Source organism: Acinetobacter sp. YH12040, assembly GCF_013420005.1.
GTDB classification, from domain to species: domain Bacteria; phylum Pseudomonadota; class Gammaproteobacteria; order Pseudomonadales; family Moraxellaceae; genus Acinetobacter; species Acinetobacter amyesii.
Map to the genome: position 1 here is coordinate 155,171 of NZ_VOZB01000005.1, position 26,287 is coordinate 181,457.

The 26,287-nt window shown below is 42.6% G+C and carries 20 protein-coding genes, 1 tRNA gene and 1 pseudogene; 11 read left to right on the forward strand and 11 right to left on the reverse strand.

From position 1 onward, the window contains the following. The first annotated feature begins 31 nt into the window (after positions 1 to 31). Complete coding sequence (gene ponA, locus FTT99_RS07495; protein WP_180129586.1) at positions 32 to 2,572, forward strand: penicillin-binding protein PBP1a; 2,541 nt, start codon at positions 32 to 34, stop codon at positions 2,570 to 2,572. Positions 2,573 to 2,624: 52 nt separating this feature from the next. On the opposite strand, the gene FTT99_RS07500 is transcribed toward ponA, so the two are convergent. The 9 genes from FTT99_RS07500 to FTT99_RS07540 form a co-directional block, all read right to left on the reverse strand. Beyond that, a complete protein-coding gene (locus tag FTT99_RS07500; RefSeq protein WP_180129652.1) occupies positions 2,625 to 3,428 on the reverse strand; it encodes a putative RNA methyltransferase in 804 nt (267 codons plus the stop codon). A 77-nt stretch (positions 3,429 to 3,505) separates the two neighbouring features. Then, positions 3,506 to 4,624, reverse strand: a complete 1,119-nt coding sequence (mraY, locus tag FTT99_RS07505; protein WP_078189386.1) for a phospho-N-acetylmuramoyl-pentapeptide-transferase — start codon at positions 4,622 to 4,624, stop codon at positions 3,506 to 3,508. Further along, positions 4,624 to 6,033: a UDP-N-acetylmuramoyl-tripeptide--D-alanyl-D-alanine ligase gene (murF, locus tag FTT99_RS07510; RefSeq protein ID WP_180129587.1), complete on the reverse strand. Its 1,410-nt coding sequence runs from the start codon at positions 6,031 to 6,033 to the stop codon at positions 4,624 to 4,626. The genes mraY and murF overlap by 1 nt, the downstream gene beginning before the upstream one ends. A gap of 9 nt (positions 6,034 to 6,042) precedes the next feature. Then, positions 6,043 to 7,539, reverse strand: a complete 1,497-nt coding sequence (locus FTT99_RS07515) for a UDP-N-acetylmuramoyl-L-alanyl-D-glutamate--2,6-diaminopimelate ligase (protein ID WP_180161374.1) — start codon at positions 7,537 to 7,539, stop codon at positions 6,043 to 6,045. A 10-nt stretch (positions 7,540 to 7,549) separates the two neighbouring features. Then, a complete protein-coding gene (ftsI, locus tag FTT99_RS07520) occupies positions 7,550 to 9,376 on the reverse strand; it encodes a penicillin-binding protein PBP3 (protein ID WP_168378186.1) in 1,827 nt (608 codons plus the stop codon). A 12-nt stretch (positions 9,377 to 9,388) separates the two neighbouring features. After that, the gene (gene ftsL / locus FTT99_RS07525; protein ID WP_078189390.1) at positions 9,389 to 9,721 is read right to left on the reverse strand and encodes a cell division protein FtsL; all 333 of its coding nucleotides are present in this window, start codon (positions 9,719 to 9,721) and stop codon (positions 9,389 to 9,391) included. 10 nt (positions 9,722 to 9,731) lie between these two features. Next, on the reverse strand, positions 9,732 to 10,643 hold the full coding sequence (rsmH, locus tag FTT99_RS07530; RefSeq protein ID WP_180011304.1) for a 16S rRNA (cytosine(1402)-N(4))-methyltransferase RsmH: 912 nt from the start codon (positions 10,641 to 10,643) through the stop codon (positions 9,732 to 9,734). 186 nt (positions 10,644 to 10,829) lie between these two features. After that, positions 10,830 to 11,846, reverse strand: coding sequence for a sulfate ABC transporter substrate-binding protein (locus FTT99_RS07535; protein ID WP_180077121.1), 1,017 nt, complete (start codon positions 11,844 to 11,846; stop codon positions 10,830 to 10,832). Positions 11,847 to 12,094: 248 nt separating this feature from the next. Further along, positions 12,095 to 13,102 carry a sulfate ABC transporter substrate-binding protein gene (locus FTT99_RS07540; RefSeq protein ID WP_078189392.1) on the reverse strand — a complete coding sequence of 336 codons (1,008 nt, stop codon included), beginning with the start codon at positions 13,100 to 13,102 and terminating at the stop codon, positions 12,095 to 12,097. 381 nt (positions 13,103 to 13,483) lie between these two features. On the opposite strand from FTT99_RS07540, the gene FTT99_RS07545 reads away from it, so the two are divergent. The 4 genes from FTT99_RS07545 (at position 13,484) to FTT99_RS07560 (ending at position 16,118) form a co-directional block, all read left to right on the forward strand. Continuing rightward, the gene (locus tag FTT99_RS07545) at positions 13,484 to 13,777 is read left to right on the forward strand and encodes a hypothetical protein (protein WP_180062805.1); all 294 of its coding nucleotides are present in this window, start codon (positions 13,484 to 13,486) and stop codon (positions 13,775 to 13,777) included. Positions 13,778 to 13,946: 169 nt separating this feature from the next. After that, positions 13,947 to 15,455 carry a glutamate--tRNA ligase gene (gene gltX, locus FTT99_RS07550; RefSeq protein ID WP_180129590.1) on the forward strand — a complete coding sequence of 503 codons (1,509 nt, stop codon included), beginning with the start codon at positions 13,947 to 13,949 and terminating at the stop codon, positions 15,453 to 15,455. A gap of 91 nt (positions 15,456 to 15,546) precedes the next feature. Then, positions 15,547 to 15,622 (forward strand) — tRNA-Glu (locus tag FTT99_RS07555). Between the two features lie 154 nt (positions 15,623 to 15,776). After that, a complete protein-coding gene (locus FTT99_RS07560) occupies positions 15,777 to 16,118 on the forward strand; it encodes a hypothetical protein (RefSeq protein WP_180129591.1) in 342 nt (113 codons plus the stop codon). Between the two features lie 25 nt (positions 16,119 to 16,143). Here FTT99_RS07560 and FTT99_RS07565 read toward each other — a convergent pair whose 3' ends face one another. Next, complete coding sequence (locus FTT99_RS07565; RefSeq protein ID WP_180129592.1) at positions 16,144 to 17,115, reverse strand: cation diffusion facilitator family transporter; 972 nt, start codon at positions 17,113 to 17,115, stop codon at positions 16,144 to 16,146. Positions 17,116 to 17,469: 354 nt separating this feature from the next. On the opposite strand from FTT99_RS07565, the gene FTT99_RS07570 reads away from it, so the two are divergent. Further along, positions 17,470 to 17,880, forward strand: coding sequence for an SEL1-like repeat protein (locus FTT99_RS07570; RefSeq protein WP_180161376.1), 411 nt, complete (start codon positions 17,470 to 17,472; stop codon positions 17,878 to 17,880). Between the two features lie 64 nt (positions 17,881 to 17,944). On the opposite strand, the gene ettA is transcribed toward FTT99_RS07570, so the two are convergent. Further along, complete coding sequence (ettA, locus tag FTT99_RS07575; protein WP_078192544.1) at positions 17,945 to 19,606, reverse strand: energy-dependent translational throttle protein EttA; 1,662 nt, start codon at positions 19,604 to 19,606, stop codon at positions 17,945 to 17,947. A 319-nt stretch (positions 19,607 to 19,925) separates the two neighbouring features. On the opposite strand from ettA, the gene FTT99_RS07580 reads away from it, so the two are divergent. The 5 genes and pseudogenes from FTT99_RS07580 to FTT99_RS07600 all read left to right on the forward strand — a co-directional run bounded on the left by FTT99_RS07580 (position 19,926) and on the right by FTT99_RS07600 (position 26,287). Then, the gene (locus FTT99_RS07580; protein WP_180093101.1) at positions 19,926 to 21,203 is read left to right on the forward strand and encodes an O-acetylhomoserine aminocarboxypropyltransferase/cysteine synthase family protein; all 1,278 of its coding nucleotides are present in this window, start codon (positions 19,926 to 19,928) and stop codon (positions 21,201 to 21,203) included. 402 nt (positions 21,204 to 21,605) lie between these two features. Beyond that, positions 21,606 to 22,493, forward strand: a complete 888-nt coding sequence (locus tag FTT99_RS07585; protein WP_180024275.1) for an SDR family NAD(P)-dependent oxidoreductase — start codon at positions 21,606 to 21,608, stop codon at positions 22,491 to 22,493. A gap of 102 nt (positions 22,494 to 22,595) precedes the next feature. Further along, positions 22,596 to 23,896: pseudogene (locus FTT99_RS16475) on the forward strand (FAD-dependent oxidoreductase). 96 nt (positions 23,897 to 23,992) lie between these two features. Beyond that, positions 23,993 to 24,775 carry a bifunctional phosphoribosyl-AMP cyclohydrolase/phosphoribosyl-ATP diphosphatase HisIE gene (gene hisIE / locus FTT99_RS07595; RefSeq protein WP_180026546.1) on the forward strand — a complete coding sequence of 261 codons (783 nt, stop codon included), beginning with the start codon at positions 23,993 to 23,995 and terminating at the stop codon, positions 24,773 to 24,775. A 9-nt stretch (positions 24,776 to 24,784) separates the two neighbouring features. Beyond that, the gene (locus FTT99_RS07600) at positions 24,785 to 26,287 is read left to right on the forward strand and encodes a UvrD-helicase domain-containing protein (protein ID WP_111884125.1); all 1,503 of its coding nucleotides are present in this window, start codon (positions 24,785 to 24,787) and stop codon (positions 26,285 to 26,287) included.

Below are 26,287 nucleotides of genomic sequence, written 5' to 3' on the forward strand. Positions count from 1 at the left end.
TGCCATTAGCTCTTATTAAAACTTACTTGTTATGAAAAAGCTATCTTGTTCAGGCCTTGTTCATCCATTTTTTTTGGCCATTATTATTGTTTTGGTCGCAATTCCAATGGGTTTCTATGGCATGTATCTCTATATTGCCCCGTCTTTGCCTGAAATGTCCATCTTAAAAAAGGCTCCATTATTAAAACCATTGCAAGTTTATAGTGCTGATAATGAGCTGATTGCAGAATATGGTGGCAAACTTTCGGTTCCTGTAGAGTACGACCAAATCCCCTCTCATTTCATTCATGGCTTTTTAGCTGCGGAAGATTCTTCGTTCTTTGAACACAGCGGAATTAGTTTCAAAGGATTGGGGCGTGCCGTCAGTGAAAGTATTACAGGCTCAGATGTGCAAACGGGTGGTTCAACCATTACCATGCAGGTTGCAAAAAACTATTATCTGACTCCAGAGCGTACTTTAAAACGTAAACTAACCGAAGTTTTCCTTGCTCGAAAAATTGAACAAAATCTAAGTAAGGAAGAAATTTTAACGCTGTATGTTAACAAAATCTTTTTGGGCAAAAATGCATACGGGATCGCAGCAGCTGCAAAAATTTATTATAACAAGAGCTTGCAAGATTTGAGCTTGGCTCAAATGGCAATGATTTCAGGCCTCCCCAAAGCACCATCAAAATATAATCCTGTAGCCAATCCAAAACGTGCTTTAGAGCGTCGTAATTGGATTTTAGGACGTATGTTGCAATTGGGTTATATCAATCAATCGGAATATCAAGAAGCAATTGCTGAACCAATTAATCTCGATATGCCTGACCGCGGAGTTAGCAACAAATTCCCCTATGTCGGGGAAATGGTTCGCTCTGAGCTCGTAGAAAAGTTTGGCGAACAAGCGATAGATTCTGGCTATAAAGTCTATACCACCATCAACAGCCAACGCCAAGCCTATGCTGAGCAAGCTGTGCAAGATGGTCTTGAAGCTTACGATAGACGACATGGTTGGCGTGGTGCAGAAGCACATGATGAGCCATTAAAAAACTTTATTCCATATGCCAACACATACCCTGCCGAAGTCACTAAAGTTAACAACACCAGTATCGAAGTGTTGATGCAAGACGGCAGTAGTGTGACTGTTCCATGGTCAGGTCTGTCTTGGGCACGTCCCTATCGCAATGCCAATAGTGTAGGCAATGCGCCAAGCAAAGCCTCACAAATTGTTAAAGTAAAAGATATTATTCGCCTACGTCCGAATGCTGATAAAAGCTCATGGGCTTTGGTGCAAATTCCAAAAGCGCAAGGTCAATTGATCGCACTCAACCCCAATAATGGTGGCATTGAAGCCATTGTCGGTGGTTATAATTTTTATCAATCTAAATTTAACCGTGCCTTACAAGGCTGGCGTCAGCCGGGTTCAACCATTAAACCCTTTGTTTATGCTTTAGCACTTGAACGCGGTATGACTCCGTATTCCATGGTCAATGACAATCCAATTACGATTGGCAAGTGGACGCCTAAAAACTCTGACGGTCGGTATTTAGGGATGATACCTCTACGCCGTGCCCTCTATTTATCACGTAACACAGTTTCAGTTCGCTTATTACAAGTCGTCGGAATTGAACGTACTCGCCAATTATTTATGGATTTTGGCTTACAAGAAAACCAAATTCCACGTAACTACACCATTGCTTTAGGTACCCCACAGGTATTGCCGATTCAAATGGCGACAGGTTATGCGACATTTGCCAACGGTGGATATCGTATTCAACCGCACTTTATTAGTCGTATTGAAGATGCTTATGGCAAAGTGATTTATCAAGCCAATCCTGAATATGCATGTATTCAATGCATCAATCAAAAAGACGAAGTTGAATCTGCAGATCCAACCACGCCGGATGATGAAGTGATTGAAGTCACCAATCAGGATAACAAGCCCGCTGAATCAAAAATTTCCGATACTGAAGCAGCAAACTATAAACAAGCTCAGCGGATTTTGAAGTCAAGTTCAGCCTTTGATATGGCGAACATCTTGCGTGACGTGATTCAACACGGTACAGGTCGTGCGGCATTAAAAATTGGTCGCGGTGATTTAGGCGGTAAAACCGGTACAACCAATGATGCAAAAGACGCGTGGTTTGCTGGATTTAATGGAAAATTGGTCACTGTGGCTTGGGTCGGTTTTGACCAACCCTCTACTTTAGGTCGCCGTGAATATGGTGGTGTTGCAGCACTGCCGATTTGGTCAGACTTTATGGCGAAATCCCTCAAAGGCACACCTGAAGCTTGGGTGCGTTTAGATACCCATGCCAAGAATCCAATCAACCGTAATTCGGCTAAAGCAACTCAAGGTCAACCTGAACAAGATCGTGCAGCAACGCCGCCGATGGCTCAACCGCTGTATCGTCCTGCTCCTGTTGTACCAAAACCACAAGCTACGCAAAATGATTTTGAAGATCTTCCAGGGGCTGCTGAAACCAATCTTGCACCTACTCGGACTGCGCCACCACCAATGCAGCCTAAACCACAAGGTACAGAGCATAAAACTGACGCACTTGATCATCTCATCGATCAAGTTCAGTAAATACTGCATAAAAAAGCCCTCAAACGAGGGCTTTTTTATCACTTCCAATGCATTATTTCTTTTTAAAGAGATAAATTTGATACTGCGCTTGCAACTCAAATTGTTCATTTTTTTCTAGAGCTTCTCGACGCTCAGCTTTCACTTTATAGGCATAAGGCGTCATTGCAATTAAGTTTTTGAGATCCTGCTGAGAAAGTGACATGTTCGCTTGAACCACTTGTTCACTTTCCAATTCAAAATCATTCGCCAGTTGTTCCACAAATTTATGCGGTTCATGGGGTTTTACTTCTTCAAATAAAGCTTCACGCATTGCATAAAGATGCTCTGGTGCAGGTGTAACCACCATCAAGTGCCCCTCAGGCTTTAACACACGAAGGATTTCTTCTTGAGGAATAGGACTAAATAAACTCGTACACAAGTCAATCGAATGATCTAATACAGGTAAGGTTGCCCCTGTCCCTACCACCCAAGTCACCTCTTTATTCAGTTTAGCGGCCACTTGTACTGCATTTTTAGCAATATCGACACCCACGCACTGTAGTACTTCGGCTTGCATCGCATCGGTGTAATAGCCTTCACCACAGCCAATATCCAACAAGTTTTCAACCCGCAATTTTTGAATCAATGCCACCACAGCCTGTTGCAAAGGTGCATAGTGACCTGCACTCAAAAACGCACGGCGCGCCTGTACAGATTCTGGCGTATCACCCGGGTTTTTACTGTGTTTATGTTGAACCACGTGTAAATTGACATAGCCTTGTTTTGCAACATCATAGCTATGATTATTTTCACAGCGCCATGTCCGCTCTGTGAGTTTTAATGCTTCACGGCATACAGGACACATCAACAGGTTCATCATTTACTCCACTATATTTTTGAAATAAAAAAACCGGCATCTGTGGGAGCAAATGCCGGTTTCGTTTATATATTTGCTTAACGTAATTTTAAAGTCATTAGACCCAAAACTACCAGCATAATCGTGATAATCCAAAAACGAATCACCACCTGAGTTTCACGCCATCCCTTTTTCTCATAGTGATGGTGCAGCGGTGCCATTAAGAATACACGCTTATTCCGCATACGCAGTGAGCCAATTTGCAAGAAAACAGAAATAGCTTCAACCACAAAGACACCGCCCATAATGGCAAAAACGATTTCTTGACGAACCATGACTGCGATCGTACCGAGCATCGCACCTAGAGATAAGGCACCGACATCACCCATAAACACTTGAGCTGGATGCGCGTTAAACCATAAGAATGCCAAACCAGCACCGATCATTGCCGCACAGATCACGACAAGTTCAGATGCGTATTTCACATAAGGGATATGTAAATAATCGGCAAAACGAACATCACCAGCCAGATAAGCAAATACACCTAAACCTGCGGCAACCAGAACGATTGGCATAATCGCCAGACCATCTAAACCATCGGTTAAGTTCACCGCATTAGATGCACCGTTAATCACCAAATAAGTAAAGACAATAAAGCCAATACCGAGTGGAATAATAGACAATGGAATGCTAATTTCTTTAAAGAATGGAATCAGCAGATCCAACATATTTGAGGTATGTACTGGGTTTGCTTGCTGTGTCGCAATCACATAGAGCGCAATACCGGCGCCTAACGATGCCACAGAAGTCCAAAAGAATTTCTTCTTCGCAGGTAGACCGGCATTATCTTTATAGCGGATTTTAATCCAGTCATCTGCCCAACCCACAGCACCAAAGATCACCATCACGCCAAGTACAATCCATACATAAGGATTTGAAAGATCGGCCCAAAGTAAGGTTGAAATCCCAATAGACAGTAAAATCAACACACCGCCCATAGTCGGTGTGCCCATTTTTTTGGCATGATTTTCAGGTGCAAATGAACTGACTGCCTGACCATATTTGAGAGCTTGCAATTTGCGGATCATCACAGGTCCAAGCAACAGACCAATGGCCAATGCCGTTAAGACACTGAGTAGCGAACGAAGCGTTAAATAACGAACAACCTGAAACGAGCTGTGATAACCCGCAAGCTGCTCAAATAACCATAACAGCATTAAAGTTTCTCCATCAATTCAGCCATCAAAGTTTCCATGTGGGTATAACGAGAACCTTTAAACAGGAAACTCATGGACTGAGGCTGATGTGTTTTGACTAGACTAATTAATAACGGTAAAGCCTGTTCTTGAGTAAGAAAGGCCTGTAATTTTTTACCATATTGTGTACTGCGCGCGCCTTCTTGCACAGCAGGTGAAAACTCACCGACAGCAACGACAAATTGAAGACCAGAGTGTGAGACAAGATCACGTCCCAACATGTAGTGCTGCTGTGCAGCAGATGAACCTAACTCACCAATATCCCCAATGACCATGACTTTGATGCCATCTTGCTGCGCAAGTACATCAGCAGCAGCACGCATTGAGGTTGGATTTGCATTGTAAGTATCATCAATAAACAAATAATCTTTGTGTTGAATAAAGTTTAGACGACCTTTGGCACCAGTTGCATGTTCAAGACCCACAACGATGTCATCTAAACTCACGCCAATCGACAACGCGAAAGCTGCGGCTGCAGTGGCATTTTGCACATTATGTTCACCAGCAAATGGCAGTTGAACAGGACGTGCACCTTGCGGCGTATTTAAGATAAAACGTGAAGATTGAGCCTGAAGTTCAATCTCAGTCGCAAAGACATCCCCGCCCTGACCAAAACTCATTACTTGCTCAGTTTGCACCGCTTGACGAATTGCGTCCGTAAAATCATCCGCCGCAGGGACAATCGAAGTTCCTGTTTTCACTATATGTGCATAAATTTCAGACTTGGCACGACAGATGCCATCACGTCCACCAAACTCACCCATATGAGCGGTACCAATATTTAAAATACCGGCAACCTGAGGCTGTACCAAATTTGAGGTGTAATCAATTTCACCTTTATGACTGGCACCAAGCTCCATCACGGCATACTGATGTTCTGGACGCAACTCAAGTAACATCATCGGCACACCAAGGTCATTATTTAAATTACCGCGCGTAATTAATGTTGGTGCAAGACGAGAAAGGATACTCCCGAGCATCTCTTTGGTTGTGGTTTTACCACTGCTTCCTGTCAAGGCAATGACTTTTAAAGCTGGGTTTTGGGCACGACGAAATGCACCCAGATGTCCAAGCGCCAAACGTGTATCTGCAACCACCAACTGATAAATATCCACATCGACCGGATGACTAACGATGGCAATTTCACAACCCTTTTCAGCCACTTGAGCAAGGAAGTCATGCGCATCAAAGCGTTCACCTTTCAGGGCAAGAAAAGCGTCACCTTGCTCTGCATGACGTGAGTCGGTCAAAATTCGTTTTACAGAACCTGTCGGCGCTTGATTGTTATGCCAGTGACCTTGTGTCGCTTGAACCAACTGTTCGGCAGTCCATGGTTCTAACGGAACCGTACTGGTCGTTGAAGTATGCATATCTGTTTCCTATTGCGCTGGATAAGCAGAGTCAGTGTTGTGATGCTGTGAATCAATTGCTGATTTCACTTCCACCACATCATCAAACCAATGTCGAACACCATCAATTTCTTGATAGTTTTCATGGCCTTTACCAGCAATCACCACAATATCACCCGCTTGCGCATGGTTGACTGCGAATTTAATCGCTTCACGGCGGTCATGGATTTCATGGACAGTTTTTCCAGTAAAATCAATACCAGCCTTCATATCTGCAAAAATTTGTTCTGGGTTTTCAGTACGTGGATTATCCGAGGTAATCAACGCAACATCTGCATGGTTTAATGCCGCTTGTGTCATCAATGGACGCTTACCACGGTCACGATCACCACCACAGCCAAACACCGCCCATAACTGTTGCGATACATGACGTTTTAAAGTCTGTAACACTTGAACTAAAGCATCTGGTGTATGTGCATAATCCACCACAAACAGGCGTTCATCATCACGAATCACTTGCATACGACCCGGTGCACCTTTTAACTCGGGCGCAGTTGCGATCAAGGCAGATAAGTCAAAACCCGCTTGCTCCGCTGAAATTAAGCTCGCCACAATATTTTCAATATTGAAGTGTCCCAATAATGGACTTTGCACCACAAATTCAGCTTGAGCAGTACGCAATTTAAATTGTGCGCCCGTTAAGCTGTATTGAATATCCGTCACTTGATAATCCGCAGCCTGACGCGTTGAATAAGTCAAAATTTTAGGCTGAGCCGGGTTTTGGCGTGCGGCATTCAGCATCACTTCTGCATGTTCATCATCGAGATTGATGACTGCAACTTTGAGCGATGGAAACTGAAACAAACGTGATTTCGCTTCAGCATAGGCTTCAAGGGTTTTATGATAATCCAAATGGTCACGACTTAAATTGCTATAAGCGGCAATTTCAATTGCACAGCCATTTAATCGACCTTGTTCTAAGCCATGCGAACTTGCCTCAATGGCAGCAAACTCTGCACCTTCAAGTGCATAGGTATGCAACGCATTTTGCATATGTAACGCATTTAAAGTGGTGTGAGAAGAGGCTTCTAAATTCGGTAAAATTCCGTTACCAGTGGTTCCCATCACTGCACATTTTTTGCCTTGCAGCATGAGTAATTCAGCGATTAAGCGTGAGATCGTGGTTTTACCATTGGTACCCGTCACAGCCAAAATCCGTGCAGTTTGAACCGGTTGAGTCGCCTGTAAATATTGCTTTTGCCACTGCCCCATCAATTGACGCACATCCGCGATCACGACACTTTGATCCAAGCCCAAATCAGTTTCTGAAATGACAGCCAACGCGCCATTCTCTAACGCTGCACCTGCAAATTGTGCTGTTTTTTCAGGTTGCGAAAACGAAGTCAGGGCAATAAATATTTGCCCTGCTGTAACTTTGCGACTATCCAGATTGAAGCCCTGAAAGGATTGCGACATCCATTCAGCGGGCTGTTCAACGGTGTATAGATCTTGAAACGTAATTTTCATTCATCACCTATTACTGGATCTTAGGAGTGTCTAAAGGTTTATCTAATGGTACGTTCATTAAACGTAAAGATTCTTGCATTACACGAGCGAAAACTGGTGCAGCCACCAGACCACCGTAATACTGACCTGTCGGGTTTTCCACTACAACAATCATGGCCAAACGTGGATCACTCACTGGTGCAACACCGGCAAAGAGTGCTCGATATTCTGAAGTCGAATAGCCTTTACGGTCTGCACGTAATTTATGTGCTGTACCAGTTTTACCCGCCACGCGATAACCCGGAATATTGGCTTGACGTGCCGTACCACCCGGCAAGGTCACTGCTTCCATCATTAAAAGCACTTGATCAGCAATTTTAGGGTCAACCATCTGCTCACCTTTCGGCTTTTCCTCAAGCTTGTACAAGCTCAGTGGCATTTTGACGCCCTTATTGGCAATCATGGCATAAGCATCAGCCAGTTGAAGCACTGTAGCGTTCAAACCATAACCATAAGCCATGGTCGCTACTTCTGACACATTCCATTTACTCTTCGGCAAAATCAGACCAGCACTTTCGCCGGGGAATTTCACCGCTGAACGTTGACCAAAGCCAAGACGTTGATAGAACGTTGGTAATGTTTCATAAGGGAGAGATAAAGCGATTTTTGCCACACCGACGTTAGACGATTTTTGAATAATGCCGCCCAAAGTCAGAGGGCCATAGTTATGCGTATCTCGGATAGTATGATTCCCTACACGCATAGAACCGGGTGTGGTATTTACAACGGTATTTGCCGTGTATTTACCGCTTTCCAATGCCATTGCCACGGTCATTGGCTTCATAGTTGAACCCGGCTCAAATGAGTCAATTGCACCACGGTTACGCATGGCATCTTTATTTAAGACACCTTTTTTATCATTCGGGTTGTACGACGGCCAAGACGTCATCGCTAAAATTTCACCTGTTTTGACATCCACGGCAATCGCGGTTGCAGAACGTGCGTTATTGGCTACGCCGGCTGCAGTCAACTCACGATACATAATGTATTGCAAACGTGAATCAATACTCAGCGTGATATTTTCACCCGACTCAACCTCTTTCACGATCTCAGGGTCTTTAACGCGGTTGCCTTTTTTATCTCGGACAATTTGCTGCGCACCATCTACGCCTGCAAGACGTTCATTCAATTGCATCTCTAAACCTTCGATGCCCATACCCTCACTATTGGTTAAACCAATAATTTGTGAGTTTGGCTGAGGCTGTGGATAGTAGCGCTTATAGTTTTTCTCGGTATATACCCCCTGAAAGTCACGTTTCATGATCAATTCAGCTTGTTGTGGTGGCACTTCTTTCTTTAAAACTAAATAACGTGAACGTGGACGCTCATTCATTTTGCGTCTCAGTTCGGCACGATCCATCCCTACAGCATCAGCGAGTTCATCTAAATTCAGATTTTTATCTGGTAATTGACGTTTTAACTTACGATTGTTTGGATCTTTAGCCAATTCGGCCGTAATTTCTTCAAAGAGTTTTTTATTGTCAAAATAATCACGTGGATCGATCACGATTTTCATGATCGGAGTACTAATGGCTAAAGGAACGCCGTGACGGTCATAGATTACACCGCGCATGGCTTTTAAGGTTTCAGTTCTTAAAATTTTGGCATTGGCTTTATTTTGTAAAAAGTCTTTATTGATGATTTGTACATAAAAAGCCCGCCCGACCAATGCAATAAAGCACAGTAAAACCACCGCCCACATCAAGTGATAGCGCCACATCTCCACCGAAATGGCTGTACGACCAGTAACAGACTGCTGTTTTTTACGCGGAGTTTGTTTGTTTCTCTTTTCAACCATGTGACCGGCAGCCTATTTTTTCTGTTCTGGAGTTTGTGGCAATGAAATAACAACGGTTTGTGCAATAGGAGGCGAATACATCCGTAATTGGGTAACTGCACGTGTCCCAATTTGGGCTGTTGCACCAAAAGTTTGTTGTTCGATCAGCAAACGTCCCCATTCTGCGTTGAGGTCATCCCTTTCACGCATATAGGTACTCAATTGACGATAATCTTGGCGATATTCAAAGACTTGAAACACCACCATAATCGCACTCACAAAAACCAAGAGCAATAAAATGCCGTATGTAATGATTTTCTTTGACTGCGATTGATCAGAGTTTTTTTCGATTGCTTCGGTTTTCATTCTTTGCCTTTTAAGCTAAACGCTCTGCCACACGAAGCCAAGCACTACGAGATCGTGGATTGGCTTTAACTTCTTCTTCACTTGCTTTAATTCGTGACACTTTTTTTAAGCGGCGGGTATCTTCGCGTTTTTGTGGTAAACCCCAGCCTGTGTCTTCTGCAAGTGTAGATTCTTTTTGAATAAATTGTTTAATTAAACGATCCTCTAAAGAGTGGAAACTGATCACTGCCAGAGTGCCTTCAGGTTTCAGCATCTCCACCGCTTGAGGTAAGAAGATATCAATATCGTCGAGTTCTTTGTTAATAGCAATACGAATTGCTTGGAAAGTTCGTGTCGCTGCATGTTTATTTTTTTCCCATTTCGGGTGGGCAACTTTCACAATTTCGGCCAATTGAGCTGTGGTTTCAATATACCCTGCCGCTTTAATTGCTTTAGCAATACGGCGGCTATAACGCTCTTCACCATATTTAAAAATAATATTGGCCAAATCTTCTTCTTCAATATCAACCAACCACTCTGCGGCTGTTGGACCTTGTGAATTGTCCATACGCATATCGAGTGGGCCATCTTTCATAAAGCTAAAGCCACGCTCTGCTTGGTCTAGCTGCGGAGATGACACCCCTAAATCCGCCATAATACCGTCTACCAAGTCGATACCACGACTACGTAGTTCCTCTTTTAAATCGGCAAAACTAGCGTGAATGATTTTAAAACGCGCATCTTCTTGTTCTAATTCTGCTGCAACAGCCAATGCTTGCGGGTCTTTATCAAAGGCATAAACACGTGCATTTTCATCTAATTTAGACAGTAATAAACGCGTATGACCGCCACGCCCAAATGTGCCATCTACGAAAATTCCTGTATTGCGATCTGCCAGTAAAGCATCAACAGTTTCATGAAGTAATACAGAAATATGCGACATAAGGGTTCGTTCAACACAGCTAAAAATGTAACTGCACATTATTACCTTGTTTTAGCAAAGCTCCAAACGTCTTTTTGTACAGAAATATTACTTTCCATAGAGAAAACCGTTTTTATTTTTTTGCCATCCATTAAAAAACCTCCCGAAGGAGGTCTTTGTACATCTCAAATCATAGATTTCGATGCATTAACGCTTGTTATTGTAGATCTGATCGAAGATCGCACCATTCACAAAATGTGTTTGTTGAGCTTTTGCCCAACCACCAAAGACTTCATCAATAGTAAAAGTTTTTAATGGCGGGAACTGAGTTTTATACTTTGCTAAAACTGCTGCATTACGTGGACGATAGAAATGACGAGCAGCCATCTCTTGACCTAATGGAGAATAAAGATAATTGATATAGCCTTGAGCTAACCATTTATTACCATTTTTTTCAACAGTTTTGTCCACGATCGCCACTGAAGGCTCAGTCAAAATCGACATCGATGGATACACGATATCAAATTTGTTTTTACCCAAAGTTTTTTGAGTAACTAAAGCTTCGTTTTCCCAAGTCAATAACACATCACCAATACCACGTTCTGCAAATGTAGTCATCGATGCACGTGCCGCAGAGTCCATCACTTTTACGTTATGGTACATCTTACCCACGAAATCTTTGGCTTTCGCTTCATTACCACCCGGCTGTTTCAAAGCATAACCCCAAGCTGACAAGTAAACCCAACGTGGGAGACCGCCAGTTTTCGGGTTCGGGGTAATAATTTGTACGCCCGGCTTGGTTAAATCAGACCAATCTTTAATATGTTTCGGGTTGCCCTTACGCACCATGAAGACAATCGTTGACGTATATGGCGCTGAGTTATGTGGAAACTCTTTTTGCCATCCCGGCTGAATCTGTCCAGACTTCACAATTTCTTCGATGTCATTGGCCAAGGCCAAAGTCACGACATCACCTTTTAAACCGTCAACCACAGAACGGGCTTGTTTACCTGAGCCACCGTGTGATTGTTTAAATGCGACCGTTTTACCCGTACGCTCTTTCCAATATGCACCAAATGACTTATTAAATTCGTCATAAAATTCACGCGTTGCATCATAAGAAACGTTTAAAAATTCACGATCAGCGGCCTGAGCAGACGCTGAGAAAGCAACACCAGTGGCAAGCAACGCAGCACTGAGCCACGCCTTAAATTGAGTTTTCATAACAGCCAGCATAAAGTTATATTCAATACTGCTAAATATATGAAATAAAGTCATAAATCGCAATTGCAGCAAGTTTAGACCCTTTACTAGATACAGCTAACGCAGCGAATTTAATTGTTTGTTTTTCATATTAAAATACACAAAAACAATCTACTTATTCCCTATATATAGATTTTTATGCATTACATATGCAAAAAACGGATAACCCCAATTATCCGTTTTTACACCAATCAACTTTATTTGCAGACTTACTCTTTATTCTTTTCACTATAGATTTGATCGAAAATCGCACCATTTACAAAATGTGTTTTTTGCGCTTTTGCCCAACCTCCAAACACTTTATCAATGGTAAAGGTTTGAACTTTCGGGAATTGAGCAGCGTACTTTGCAGTGGCTTTTGCATCGCGAGGGCGGAAGAAATATTTGCCTGCTAGCTCTTGGCCCTTAGGTGAATATAGATAGTTCAAATAACCCTTCGCTAAATTTCGATTACCATTTTTATCGACGGTTTTATCTACCACAGCCACCGAAGGTTCAGCTAAAATCGAAATAGAAGGATAAACAATGTCATATTTATCTTTGCCTAGGCCCTGAGTCGCTAATAGTGCCTCATTTTCCCAAGACAATAAGACATCTCCAATGCCGCGCTCAGCAAAGGTCGTGAGTGAACCACGTGCGCCTGAATCCAAAACTTTAACATTGCTATAGAGTTTTTTCACCAATTCTTTGGCTTTGGCATCATTGCCACCCGGTTGTTTTAAAGCATATCCCCAAGCTGATAAATAGATCCAACGCGGTGCCCCACCTGTTTTTGGATTTGGCGTAATAATTTCAACGCCCGGTTTGGTCAGGTCATTCCAATCTTTAATTTTTTTCGGGTTGCCCTTACGCACCAAAAATACGATGGTTGAGGTATACGGTGCAGAATTATGTGGAAATTGTTTTTGCCAATTTTTATTGATTTGTCCAGTCGCCACAATTTCATCAATATCATTGGCCAATGCCAAAGTGACAACGTCTGCTTGTAAACCTGTTGCCACTGCACGAGCTTGTTTGCCAGAACCACCATGTGATTGTTTAAAGTTAATCTCTTGTCCTGTACGTTTTTTCCAATATTGTCCAAATTCTTGGTTATATTCCTGATAAAACTCACGTGTTGGGTCATATGAGACATTTAAGAAATCTTTTGCGGCATACACCTGTACCGCCACCCCACCCAACAAAGCAAAAATGCCCGATGCTATTATTTTTTTCATCTGCTCAAACTCAAATTGATCTTGAGAGCACTATATAAATCAAAAATAACTTTAACAATCAGATATCTATAATATAAATTCAAATCTATTTCTGTTTTAAAGATATCTAAAAATAACGTATTTAAAGCTTTAATTCTGCTAATACAGCAACAATCAGAAGCGATCTCCATGCTATCTTCATAGTTGTTTGCTAAAACATCCGAAAATCTGGAGAAAACAGTCTATTTAGGTAATCCCAGTACAGACTTTTTTAGTTTTTTTGTAAAAATTGTGACGTAGTTCTACTTTTTAATTACGAAAGATGGTTAAATCGTAGTCTAAATATTAAAACTATTTTGCAAATAAAAAGTTCCATCACCAAAACTAGGGGGAGATTTGGACATGAAATTTTCATACGCACTATGCCTAGGCTTAAGTTTAAGCGTGACTGCACAGACTGCTTTGTGTGCTGCAACCAGCACCGCATCGAATAACAAACTTACGATGCCTGCTGAACGTACCTCATTGATCGAAAAAGCGATTAATCAGCAAAAATCTGAAGGCAAAGGCCGTACAGACGATAATTTAAAAGTACTTACGTCTATTAAAGCTGCACCGACTCAAAGTTTCTTTGCATCACAAAACCAAAGTTTTTCTCGTTTTGTTCAAGCCATTTTCTCTGGTAGTAGCTCATAACGACATCAGCATACCGATGCTGTCCAAGCTATTGTTTTAGACGAGTTCCCCTACTGTCGTCTAAAAAATACTAAAAAACGCCTGATCATTCAATGTTGAATTAAGCATTAAGTGATCAGGCTTTTTCGTTATAATAGATCCCAATTTACATTCTGATTAAAAGCTGATTATGACTGTTCGTACTCGTATCGCACCTTCTCCTACTGGTTTCCCACATGTTGGGACTGCTTATATTGCATTGTTTAACTTATGTTTTGCAAAGCAATATGGCGGTGAATTTATTCTTCGTATTGAAGATACAGACCAACTACGCTCTACCCCAGAATCTGAGAAAATGATTTTAGATTCATTGCGTTGGTTAGGTTTGAACTGGTCAGAAGGTCCAGATGTGGGTGGCCCTCATGCGCCATACCGTCAATCTGAACGTATGGACATTTATAAACAATATGCTTTGGAACTGGTTGAAAAAGGCCATGCATTCTACTGCTTCGCAACAGCAGAAGAACTCGATCAAATGCGTGCGGAACAACAAGCGCGTGGTGAATCACCGCGTTATGACGGTCGTGGTTTAAAACACACTGCAGAAGAAGTTGCACAGCGTTTGGCTGCTGGTGAACCGCATGTTATTCGAATGAAAGTGCCTGAAGAAGGGATTTGTAAATTTAATGACTTACTGCGCGGTGAAGTCGAAATTCCTTGGGCACAAGTCGACATGCAAATTCTATTAAAAACCGATGGTTTACCGACGTATCACTTAGCAAACGTGGTTGATGACCATTTAATGGAAATCACTCACGTGATTCGTGGTGAAGAATGGATTCCATCTGCGCCTAAACACCAATTGTTGTACAAATATTTTGGTTGGGACATGCCTGTACTTTGCCACATGCCGCTGTTACGTAACCCAGATAAATCAAAACTGTCTAAACGTAAAAACCCAACCTCAATTAACTACTACAAAGACATCGGCGTTTTACCTGAAGCATTATTGAACTACTTAGGCCGTATGGGCTGGTCAATGCCGGATGAAAGTGAAAAATTCACTTTGGCTGAAATGATTGAACACTTTGACATTCAACGTGTATCACTAGGCGGTCCAATCTTTGATGTTGAAAAGCTAAACTGGTTAAATGGTCAATGGATTAAAGGTTTAACACCGGGTCAATTGCTCGATACCCTACTGGCTTGGAAATCAGATCGTAATACCTTGGAAGAAATTGCTGCTGCGATTCAACCGCGTATTAATTTATTGTCTGAAGCAGTGAATTGGGCAGGTTTTTATTTCAACCAATTCCCAACACTCAGCAAAGAACAGTTTGAAAGCAAAAAATTGACTGAAGAACAAGTGCGTCAAAGCCTTCAATTTGCCATTTGGCGTCTAGAAAGCATCTTTACTTGGAACAATGACACCGTCAGCCAAACGCTTATGGATTTGGCGAACCAAATGGACATTAAACTTCGTGACTTCATGCCAACCTTCTTTATTGCTATTGCAGGTTCAACATCTTCGACACCTGTTATGCAATCAATGGTAACCATTGGTCCTGATTTAACCTTTGCTCGCTTACGTCATGCACTTGAAATTGTGGGCGGCCCGAGTAAAAAAGAAACAAAAGCATGGGAAAAACTCAATGAAAGCTTAAAACTGCCGAAAAATGATGCAGTTAATGAAGCTTAATTGATTTTTTAGTTGACGGATGGGCGTTATCCCCCTAATATAGCGCCCATACCGAGAGATGGTGTCAACCAACTCTAAGTTGCCTCAAATTGTCCCTATCGTCTAGAGGCCTAGGACATCGCCCTTTCACGGCGGTAACCGGGGTTCGAATCCCCGTAGGGACGCCATATTCAAGGTGATGCAAATCATCTTATAAAAAACCCAAGCATTATGACTTGGGTTTTTTATTGCCTAAATTTTATCTAATTTAAATTTACGGTATTTTTGCTTTCTGCGTCATTCTGATTAAAATAAACCATAGATTAAAATTATGGAGTTGCAATGCAATACCGTTGCCCAAAATGTCAAAGCCCTAAAATTATGCCCCTTGCACAAGCAGGTCAGCCTGTTGCTCGTCCTGTCGTGCCTAAAAGCCTGATTATCCTCATCCCTGCGGTATTTATTCTTTTACTGTTGGTGATTATCAGCATCGCAATGTGGATTTTTGGTGACGGTGCAGGTACTACATTACAAACTGCGACTGTTGTTGTATTTATTGCTTGCTTGATTGCTGGCTTCTTGTTCTATCGCGACCTGCCAGATTTCAAAATTTCAATGCAAGGTTTTATGCAATCACAGAAAAAATGGAAATGCCGCGAATGTAATCATGAGTGGGAAATCTAAGCCGGCCATTTAAATCACATCAGCATTAGTGCTGATGTGATTCATCATGAGAATGCGCGTGATCATCTTGATGATACCCATGTGCATGATCAGACTTTTGGGTATGTTGATGTACCACACATTCATCTTCTTCGATTTGTAATGTCATCTCCGTGATTCCATGTTCATGTTGCAACATTTCAATCGCCTCAAAATACAAGGCATTACGATCGGCTTCAGGTGCAAAGAGATGAACTGTCAAATGCACATTCTTTGATGTTATTGCCCAGACCTTTAACTGGTGAATACTCTCTACCCCATTGAGTGCCAATAAATCATTGCGTAACTTTTCTATGTCAATTTCTTCAGGCACGCCTTCTAATAAAATATTGATACTTTGTTTGAGTAAAATCCAAGTCCTTGGTAAAACCCAAAAGCCAATGAGCACTGCAATTAGTGTATCGACCCACATCCAGCCCGTAAAATAAATAATCGCCGCACCAATAATTACACCAACCGAACCTAGGGCATCACTCAACACTTCTAGATACGCCCCCTTCACATTCAAGCTTTCTTGTGAACTGGAAAATAAAATACGCATCGAGATTAAGTTAATGATCAAACCAATAACGGCGACAATCATCATGCCCATACTTTGAATTTCCGGCGGCGTTGAAAAGCGCTGATAGGCCTCATACAAAATATAAATCGCCACCACAAATAGCATCAAGGCATTAAACAAGGCTGCCAAAATTTCAAAACGCTGATAGCCAAAGGTGCGTTTGTTGTCAGCAGGAAGCTTGCCAATTTTGATCGCGACCAATGCTATGGCAAGGGCTGCGGCATCGGTGAACATATGTGCCGCATCTGACAATAGCGCCAAACTTTGCGTCATAAATCCTGCAATGACTTCAATAATCAAAAACGTCGTGGTCAGTGCTAAGGCAAAACTTAATTTTTTGACATTCCCTTCCGTCACAACGGCATGGCTGTGGTCATGCCCATGATGCTCACTCATTATTTTCTGACCTTTATAAATTATATATTCTTCAGTCTTGAGCTTAACAGGTGCAGTAAACGTAATAAAATTACATTATTCAACCTTCAGTACTACGTTTTACCTTCAAACTATAAAACTGCTTTTTTCAGCATCTACTTTCAATTTATTAAAAATAATTTTTCGCGATCTAGATGATTGAAATCACTTATAAATATTTTTCAATACCTATTCACATATCATGACAAGCATGCTAATTTTCATCTTAAGTGTGATCTGTTTAAAACAATTAAATCATTCATCGCAGCGCACGAATGACTGCAATTAATATTTTTATTAATCAAGTGGTTATATTTAGCAACAAGGAGTTTAACAATGATGATACAAGCTCTGAAAAAAATCTATGCACTGTTGTCACAACAGATGAATCCAAAGTTGCAAGGAATGCATCTTTCGATTCCAGAAGCCGAAGGTGATTACGCCCAAGGGACTTATTTTGAAATTCTTGCGGCTCAACACCATCAAGACTTTCTCAGTCACCATACTATGGATTCAGCAGACCAATCCCCTACTGACTATCGCAATGCCATGTGGAATTTCTTAAGTGCCGCATTAAAAGGTCATAAAGATGCCCAATATCGCTTAGGTCTCGGTTATTTACGTGGAGAACTCGGCTTAGACCGCAATTATGTACTTGCAGAGCTTTGGCTCAGTAAAGCAGCTGCACAAGGCCATGAACAAGCAGACTACGTCTTACATCATGCCTATGAAGACATTGTCGTATAGTCATTGCATCCTAAGTAATAAAAAACCAGCCCGCAGGCTGGTTTTTTTATTTTAAAACTGGAACTTAGTTGCCAATTTTGCGGTATTTTTGACGCTTTGCAACAAGGTCATCACCATCACGTTTACGACGGTATTCTTCAAATTCATGGTAGTTACCCGTGAAGAATTCAGGGGTTTCACCTTCAAATGACAAGATGTGCGTTGCAATACGGTCGAGGAACCAACGGTCATGCGAGATCACCATGACTGTACCCGGGAATACTAAAATGGCATCTTCAAGCGCACGTAAAGTTTCGATATCCAAGTCGTTTGACGGTTCATCGAGTAAGATGACGTTTGCGCCCATTTGCAGGATTTTCGCAAGTTGTAAACGGTTACGTTCACCACCTGACAATTGACCTACACGTTTTTGCTGATCTTGACCTTTGAAGTTAAAGCGACCGATATACGCACGAGATGCGATTTCGTATTCACCAATTTTCAAGATATCTAAACCGCCAGAAACTTCTTCCCAAACAGTTTTGTTGTCATCTAAGGTGTCACGAATCTGACCAACATAAGCCACTTTAACAGACTCACCCAGTGTAATTGTACCTGTATCTGGTTGTTGTTCGCCTGTCATCATACGGAATAATGTGGTTTTACCCGCACCGTTTTCGCCCACGATACCTACAATTGCAGCAGGTGGTACAACGAACGATAAATCTTTATAAAGTGTACGGTCACCAAAGGATTTACTAATACCTTCAACTTCTACAACTTTATTACCTAGACGTGGACCAGGTGGAATATAGATTTCAGACGTTTCGTTACGCTGTTGGAATTCGCGTGAGTTAAGCTCTTCAAAACGCTCCATACGCGCTTTGTTTTTCTTTTGCTGACCTTTGGCATTTGAACGAACCCATTCAAGTTCTTTTTTCAATGCTTTAGCAAAAGATTCTTCTTGCTTCTGTTCTTGCTCTAAACGGGCATTTTTCTGCTCTAACCAAGAAGAGTAGTTGCCTTGGTATGGAATACCCATGCCGCGGTCAAGCTCTAGAATCCACTCTGCCACGTTATCCAAGAAGTAACGGTCATGGGTAATCGCAACGATCGTACCTGGGAAGTCTTTCAAGAAACGTTCCAACCATGATACTGATGAAGCATCCAAATGGTTCGTTGGTTCATCTAGAAGCAACATGTCTGGTTTAGACAATAACAAACGGCAAAGTGCAACACGACGGCGCTCACCACCAGACAACTTAGATACATCTGCATCCCAAGCTGGAAGGTTCAACGCTGCAGCAGCCTGATCCATTTGGTTCACAATGTTATGTGCATCCCATGAATGGATAATGGCTTCTAACTTCTCTTGTTCTTTTGCAAGTGCGTCAAAGTCAGCATCTTCTGCTGCATATTCTGCAAACACTTCATCAAGACGCGCCAAAGCATCTAACGGCTCACGTAAACCGTCTTCAACGTTACCACGAACGTCTTTGCTTTCATCCAATGGCGGCTCTTGTTCAAGGTAACCAATTTTGATACCCGGTTGAGCACGTGCTTCACCTGAGAAATCTTTATCTACGCCCGCCATAATACGAAGCAAGGTAGATTTACCTGCACCGTTTAGACCAAGCACACCAATTTTTGCGCCTGGGAAAAATGATAAAGAGATGTCTTTCAGGATTTCGCGCTTAGGCGGAACCATCTTCGACACACGGTTCATCGTGTAAATATATTGGGCCACTTAGGACTCCTCAATAGTCAAAACATATACGGAACAACACAAAGTTGCCCCTGCTCAATTGAGCGAAAAAATAATCGGCTATTATACGCATAAAGTCGTGAAAAAATAAGGTTTCGCACACGCCTTCAATGCATTGTTACAAGTTTAATGGCGAACAAAATTTAAACATGCGTTTTTAAGCATAATTTCGCTCATCTTTAGCTGAAAATTTTTCAACAATATGAATAATTATGATATTCATTTTATAAATAAAGCACTTTTATTCATATATATAAATGATAGACTATTTAAAAAATTAGCTCACTTAGATGATGTAATCATGACATATAAAGACGAAACTTTAGCAATTCACGCGGGGTATACCCCGGAAGCAACCACCAAAGCTGTTGCAGTTCCGATCTATCAAACCACCTCATATTCGTTTGATAACACGCAGCATGGTGCTGATTTATTTGACTTAAAAGTTCAGGGTAATATTTATACCCGCATTATGAATCCAACCACGGCGGTACTTGAACAGCGTGTTGCAGCGCTCGAAGGCGGTATAGGCGCACTGGCATTGGCATCAGGTATGGCTGCCATTACATATGCTATTCAAACCATTGCTGAAGCGGGCGACAATATCGCTTCTGTTTCGACCCTGTACGGCGGCACATATAACCTGTTTGCCCACACCCTGCCGAAACAAGGCATTGAAGTTCGCTTCTTTGATTATCAAAACCCTGAAGCGCTGCGTAGCCTCATCGATGACAAAACCAAGTTGGTCTTTGTCGAATCTATTGGTAACCCATTGGGCAATATTATTGACCTCGAAGCAATTTCGAAAATTGCGCATGAATTTGGCATACCTGTAGTCGTAGACAATACTGTGGCCACACCTGTTCTGCAAAAATCATTTGAATTTGGTGCCGACATCGTGGTGCACTCACTCACAAAATATATTGGCGGTCATGGTAATTCGATCGGTGGCATCATCGTCGATAGCGGCAAATTTCCTTGGGGCAAATACCCTGAACGCTTTAAATCACTCAACACCCCTGATCCAAGCTACCACGGGGTCAATTATGTCGAAGCCTTAGGTGACGCAGCCTACATTGCCCGTGCGCGCGTGGTCCCGCTGCGTAATACAGGCGCTGCGATCAGCCCGCATAATGTATTCTTAATCTTACAAGGTTTGGAAACCTTAAGCCTGCGCATGGAGCGTCATACTGAAAATGCGCAAAAAGTGGCGGAATATTTACAAGCGCATCCAAAAGTAAAATGGGTCAACTACGCTGGCCTAAAAGACCACCCTCAGCATGCTTTGGCGCAAAAATATGTCAAAGGCAAACCATCTGCGATTCTTTCATTTGGAGTTCAAGATGGCCTTGCAGGCGGCACACGTTTCATCGATGCGTTGCAGTTATTTACTCGCCTTGTGAATATTGGTGATGCCAAAAGTTTAGCTTGCCATCCTGCGACCACGACACACCGTCAGCTCAATGAAGATGAACTCAAAGCAGCAGGTGTCAGCATTGATATGGTTCGTTTATCGATTGGGATCGAGCATGCAGATGACTTGATTGCCGACTTAGATCAAGCCTTAGCTGCTGTTTAAACCACAAGTGCACAATCCACAGGTCTTATTTTTAAGGCCTGTTTTTATTTCCATTTCATTTAAATAACCACCCCCACATAATCCGCCTTCCAATTTTGGGCATCTATGGCCCTGCTTCTATATTTATTTACAATTTTATTTATCTTGAAAATCGACTTTTTTTATGTTGCAACGATGTGGATAAAAGCACTTCTCTTTCACATATTTATGTGTTAAAAATTGAATAAATAGGGATTTTAATTTAGAGTAAAAACTCTAAATATTATTTTATTATCAATTACTTATCATATAGCTTTTTTGAAATAAAACGCTATCATACCGCTGACTTAAAACAGCCCTGCACATAGCGTTGTCGGGCCGATAAATGAATACAATAAAACTGATTTAACAGGGAACCTCATCGTGAATTCAAGACTTGAGAAACGTTTCGTTGACCGTGTCAACGGTAAGACTATTTTAATCACCGGTGCATCGAGTGGTATTGGCTTAACCACAGCGCATCGCCTTGCCAATGCAGGCGCACATGTTCTACTGGTTGCACGTACCAAAGAAACTCTTGATGCCGTAAAAGCTGAAATTGAAGCCACTGGCGGTAAAGCCGATGTTTTCCCATGTGACCTCAATGATATGGAATCCATTGATGCTGTGGCACAACAAATCCTCGCTTCCGTCGATCATATTGATATCTTAATTAATAACGCTGGCCGTTCTATTCGTCGTGCCGTGCATGAATCAACCGATCGTTTCCATGATTTTGAGCGCACCATGCAGCTGAACTATTTTGGCGCGGTACGTTTGGTGATGAACCTGTTGCCTAAAATGATGATTCGTCGTGAAGGTCATATCATCAACATCAGTTCGATTGGTGTATTGGCCAATGCAACACGCTTCTCTGCATATGTTGCGTCTAAAGCCGCATTAGATGCTTTTAGCCGTTGCCTGAGTGCTGAAGTTCACTCGCATAATATTGCCATCACGTCTGTCTACATGCCATTGGTGCGCACACCAATGATCGCCCCAACCAAAATATATAAATACGTTCCAACGCTTTCTCCAGAACAAGCGACAGACCTGATTGCCTATGCCATCGTGAAACGTCCGAAGAAAGTGGCGACCAATTTGGGCCGTCTGGCTTCGATCACTTACTCCATTGCTCCTGACATTAACAATAAACTCATGTCGATTGGTTATAACCTGTTCCCAAGCTCTTCAGCGTCTATTGGTAAGCAAGAAAAACTCAATTGGGTACAAAAAGCATATGCTCGCCTATTCCCTGGTGAACACTGGTAAGACCTGACTCCCCCTTTAAAAAGCCCTTTTGAGGGCTTTTTTATTGGGTTTTATGCAGCATCTTTGCTACATTGGGCTGAGATAAAATCAACTTTTATAACAATGAAAACTCAAAATATTGCCATCATCGGTGCAGGTACGGCAGGATTGGCTGCTGCAGCAATGCTTGCTAATCAAGGCCATCAAATCTGCTTATATGAAAAAGTCTCACAACTTGAACCTGTGGGCGCAGGATTATTATTACAACCCGCCGGGCTTGCGGTTTTCGAACATTTAGGCATTTTGGAACATGCCTTAAGCCTAGGTGCTGTGGTAACAGGTCTGGAAGGTCAACTGGCTGGCGGCGACTTGCTGATTAACAGTCATTATCGACAAGCCGATGAACGTTCATATGGACTCGGCATTCACCGTGCCACGCTCTGTCATGTCCTCGCATCCAAAGTCCGTGAATATCCTCAACACGTTGAGTGGTGTATGGCGCATGAAGTGCATGAACTTCAAGAATCCAGTGAGGGTATAAACGTAATTGGGCAGTCCGCAGATCAATCCTTTCAACGTCAGTTTGATCTCGTGCTGATCGCCAATGGTGCACGCAGCCATTTACGTCCTAAAGCGTGGGAAAAGCTCAACCAAGCCTATCCTTGGGGGCGAAGTGGATCATCGTGCCTGAATGCGAAGTACTCAATCCGCAGATCTTGCATCAGTTCTATGACCGTTCCAATATCATGATGGGTGTGATGCCAACGGGAGCAATTCCAACGCAGCCTGAACAGCGACTTTCGAGCATTTTCTGGAGTCTGCCTACAGAAGATTTAGAGGGATTCTTAAAAACCAAGAACGCACAGCAGCAATGGTTGCTTGAAGTTTCAAAACGCTGGCCGAGTGTTGCAGAATGGTTAGCGCATGTGATTCCACATCCAGATGATCCGCAGCAATGGCTATCTGCCAATTATCGTGATGTGGTGCTGAGCAAACTTGGTGAAGGTCGTATCGGCATATTAGGCGATGCTGCTCATGCCATGAGTCCACAGCTTGGACAAGGCGCCAATATGGCTTTGCTCGATGCATGGGCCATCAGTCAAGCTCTGCTTCAATATCAACAGGACTCCTCACTGCAAAACCTCTGGCAGGAGTATCATCAGCTACGGTTGCCCTCCGTGCGATTTTACCAATTTTTTAGTCGCTTGCTGACTCCTTTTTATCAATCACATCATCGCTGGACAGCACCGCTCCGTGATTTTTCATTTCGTGCTATGTATCAGCTGCCGTTTTTCCGCAAAGAAATGGCGATTACGATTTCCGGCTTAAAAACGGGTGCATTTGGGCAAATGAATTATGCTGACATTGCCCGAAAGCCTGCAGATGATTCTGCGGCTGAACTGCGCAATTTAAAATTTGATTAAGAATTAACTCCCCATCATTCTCTTGATGGCTTACACTATATTGCTGCTCAAATGCTGCGGCATTTATTTTTTGATTTTTGAATTGGTGAAATCCTCATGAACAACCTGCAATGGCTCGATGAAGTAAAATTTAACGAACAAGGCTTAGTGCCTGCTATTGCACAGCATCATCAAAGCGGGCGCGTATTGATGGTGGCATGGATGAACCGTGAAGCGTTGGCGCAAACTGCAGAAAAAAATCAAGCGGTGTACTTTTCACGTTCACGCAATAAGTTATGGCATAAAGGTGAAGAATCTGGCCATTTCCAAACCGTACATGAAATCCGTTTGGACTGTGATGCTGACGTGATTGTGCTACAAATTGAACAGCATGGCGGCATTGCCTGCCATACCGGCCGTGAGTCATGCTTCTACCGCAAGCTTACTGCCAATGGCTGGGAAATTGTCGATGCGCAATTAAAAGATCCTGCTGCAATTTATGGTGTAAAATCAGCAAATCCGCATACCCTTGCGATGAATGCATCCAATGCGCAATCTGAGCAAGTCGAAGTACTCGACTACTTAGGTAAAATGATGGCTGAACGCAAACAAGCTGATCCTGAGTCCTCTTATGTGGCAAAGCTTTACCATAAAGGCCTGAATAAAATTTTAGAAAAAATCGGTGAAGAAAGTGTTGAAACCATCATTGCCGCTAAAGATTTCAAAATCGAAGCCAATGAAGACAACAAAAACGATTTGATTTACGAAGTAGCAGACCTTTGGTTCCATACCATTGTGATGTTGGGTTATTTCGATATTGATCCTCAATTGGTACTTAACGAACTCGCTCGTCGTCAAGGCCTTTCCGGTTTGGTTGAAAAAGCCAACCGTCAGCACTAAGACGCAACCGTGCCAGATCTTAAAAAACCGACCGCGACCTATGAGCAGGCCACCGCCATAGATAACGCACGTCTTGGTAAATCATTTAAAGTGATTGCCTATGCTGGCACAGGTAAAACAACCACACTGCAAATGATCAGTGATGCCATGCCTCAGCGGCGTGGCATGTACTTGGCCTTTAACAAAGCCATTGCCACCGAAGCACAGAATCGTTTTCATCAAAATGTCGACTGTCGAACCTTCCACTCATTGGCTTATCGTAGTGTTCCACGTGGAGTGACTGATAAACTGCGTCTACCACGTTTAAGTCCGAGCTTTATTGCCAAAGAATATCGACTAGAACCGATCACCTTACGTCGTATGATGGGCGGTCGTTATGAAAAATATGTACTCATGCCTTCGCGTTTGGCAAGTCTGGTGGCAAACGCTGTCAGTTATTTCTGTTCGACCAGTTCGCAATACCCTGCCCCACGACATCTACAAGCACCGAGTTGGTTGCATCCTGACGATATCGAAAGCTTACAAAAGCATTTGTATCCTGCCATTGAACGTCGTTGGTTAGAGTCGATTGATCCGAACCATGCAGCAGGGATTGGACACGATATTTATTTAAAACTTTGGGCTTTGTCTGAACCGAATATTCCTGCGGATTATGTGCTGTTCGATGAAGCTCAAGATGCTGACCCGCTAATGCTAGGGATTTTACTGAAACAGCGGAATACTCAAGTCATCTATGTTGGCGATGCGCATCAACAAATTTATGCATGGCGTGGCGCAGTCAATGCCATGCAGCAACTCCCTTTACCCGAATCCCGTTTAACCACGTCGTTCCGTTTTGGTGAAGAAATTGCCTTGAACGCCAATGCTCTACTGGGCGCATTGAACGAAACCGTGCCTTTATTGGGTAATCCGCAGCTCAACTCTAAAGTGGTCAATAAACCACATACCAAGATGCGCGATGCCATTTTATGTCGTACCAATGCACGTGCGATGGAACTGTTATTGGCGGGTTTGGTTAAGGGCGAAAAAGTTAGCCTGCAAGCAGATCATGCGCGACTCAATCGTTTTGTCGATGCTGCAGCCATGCTCAAGCAAGGCAAGCGCGTAGTCGATGTCCCAGAGCTTGCGTGGTTTAACTCATGGCATGATGTGCATGAATATTGTGAAACCAACGACGGCAGCGATATTAAACCGCTAGTGAAGTTGGTCGATGACCACGGTACTGACCCACTGAAAAAGGCGCTGGCGAAAATCACCCCGATTGATCAAGCCGACTATATCATCTCGACCGCCCATAAAGCCAAAGGCTTAGAATGGGATCGAGTACATATTGAAGATGACTACCAATTTAAGCTCAACGATAAAGATTATAAAATTAGTGACGAAGAGTTACGGTTACTTTACGTGGCTTGCACACGTGCTAAAGTAAGTTTAAATATCCATCATATTTATGACTTGATGCAGCACTTAAAACGTCAAATGCCCAAATCTTTGGCACAAGCGGTCAGCTAG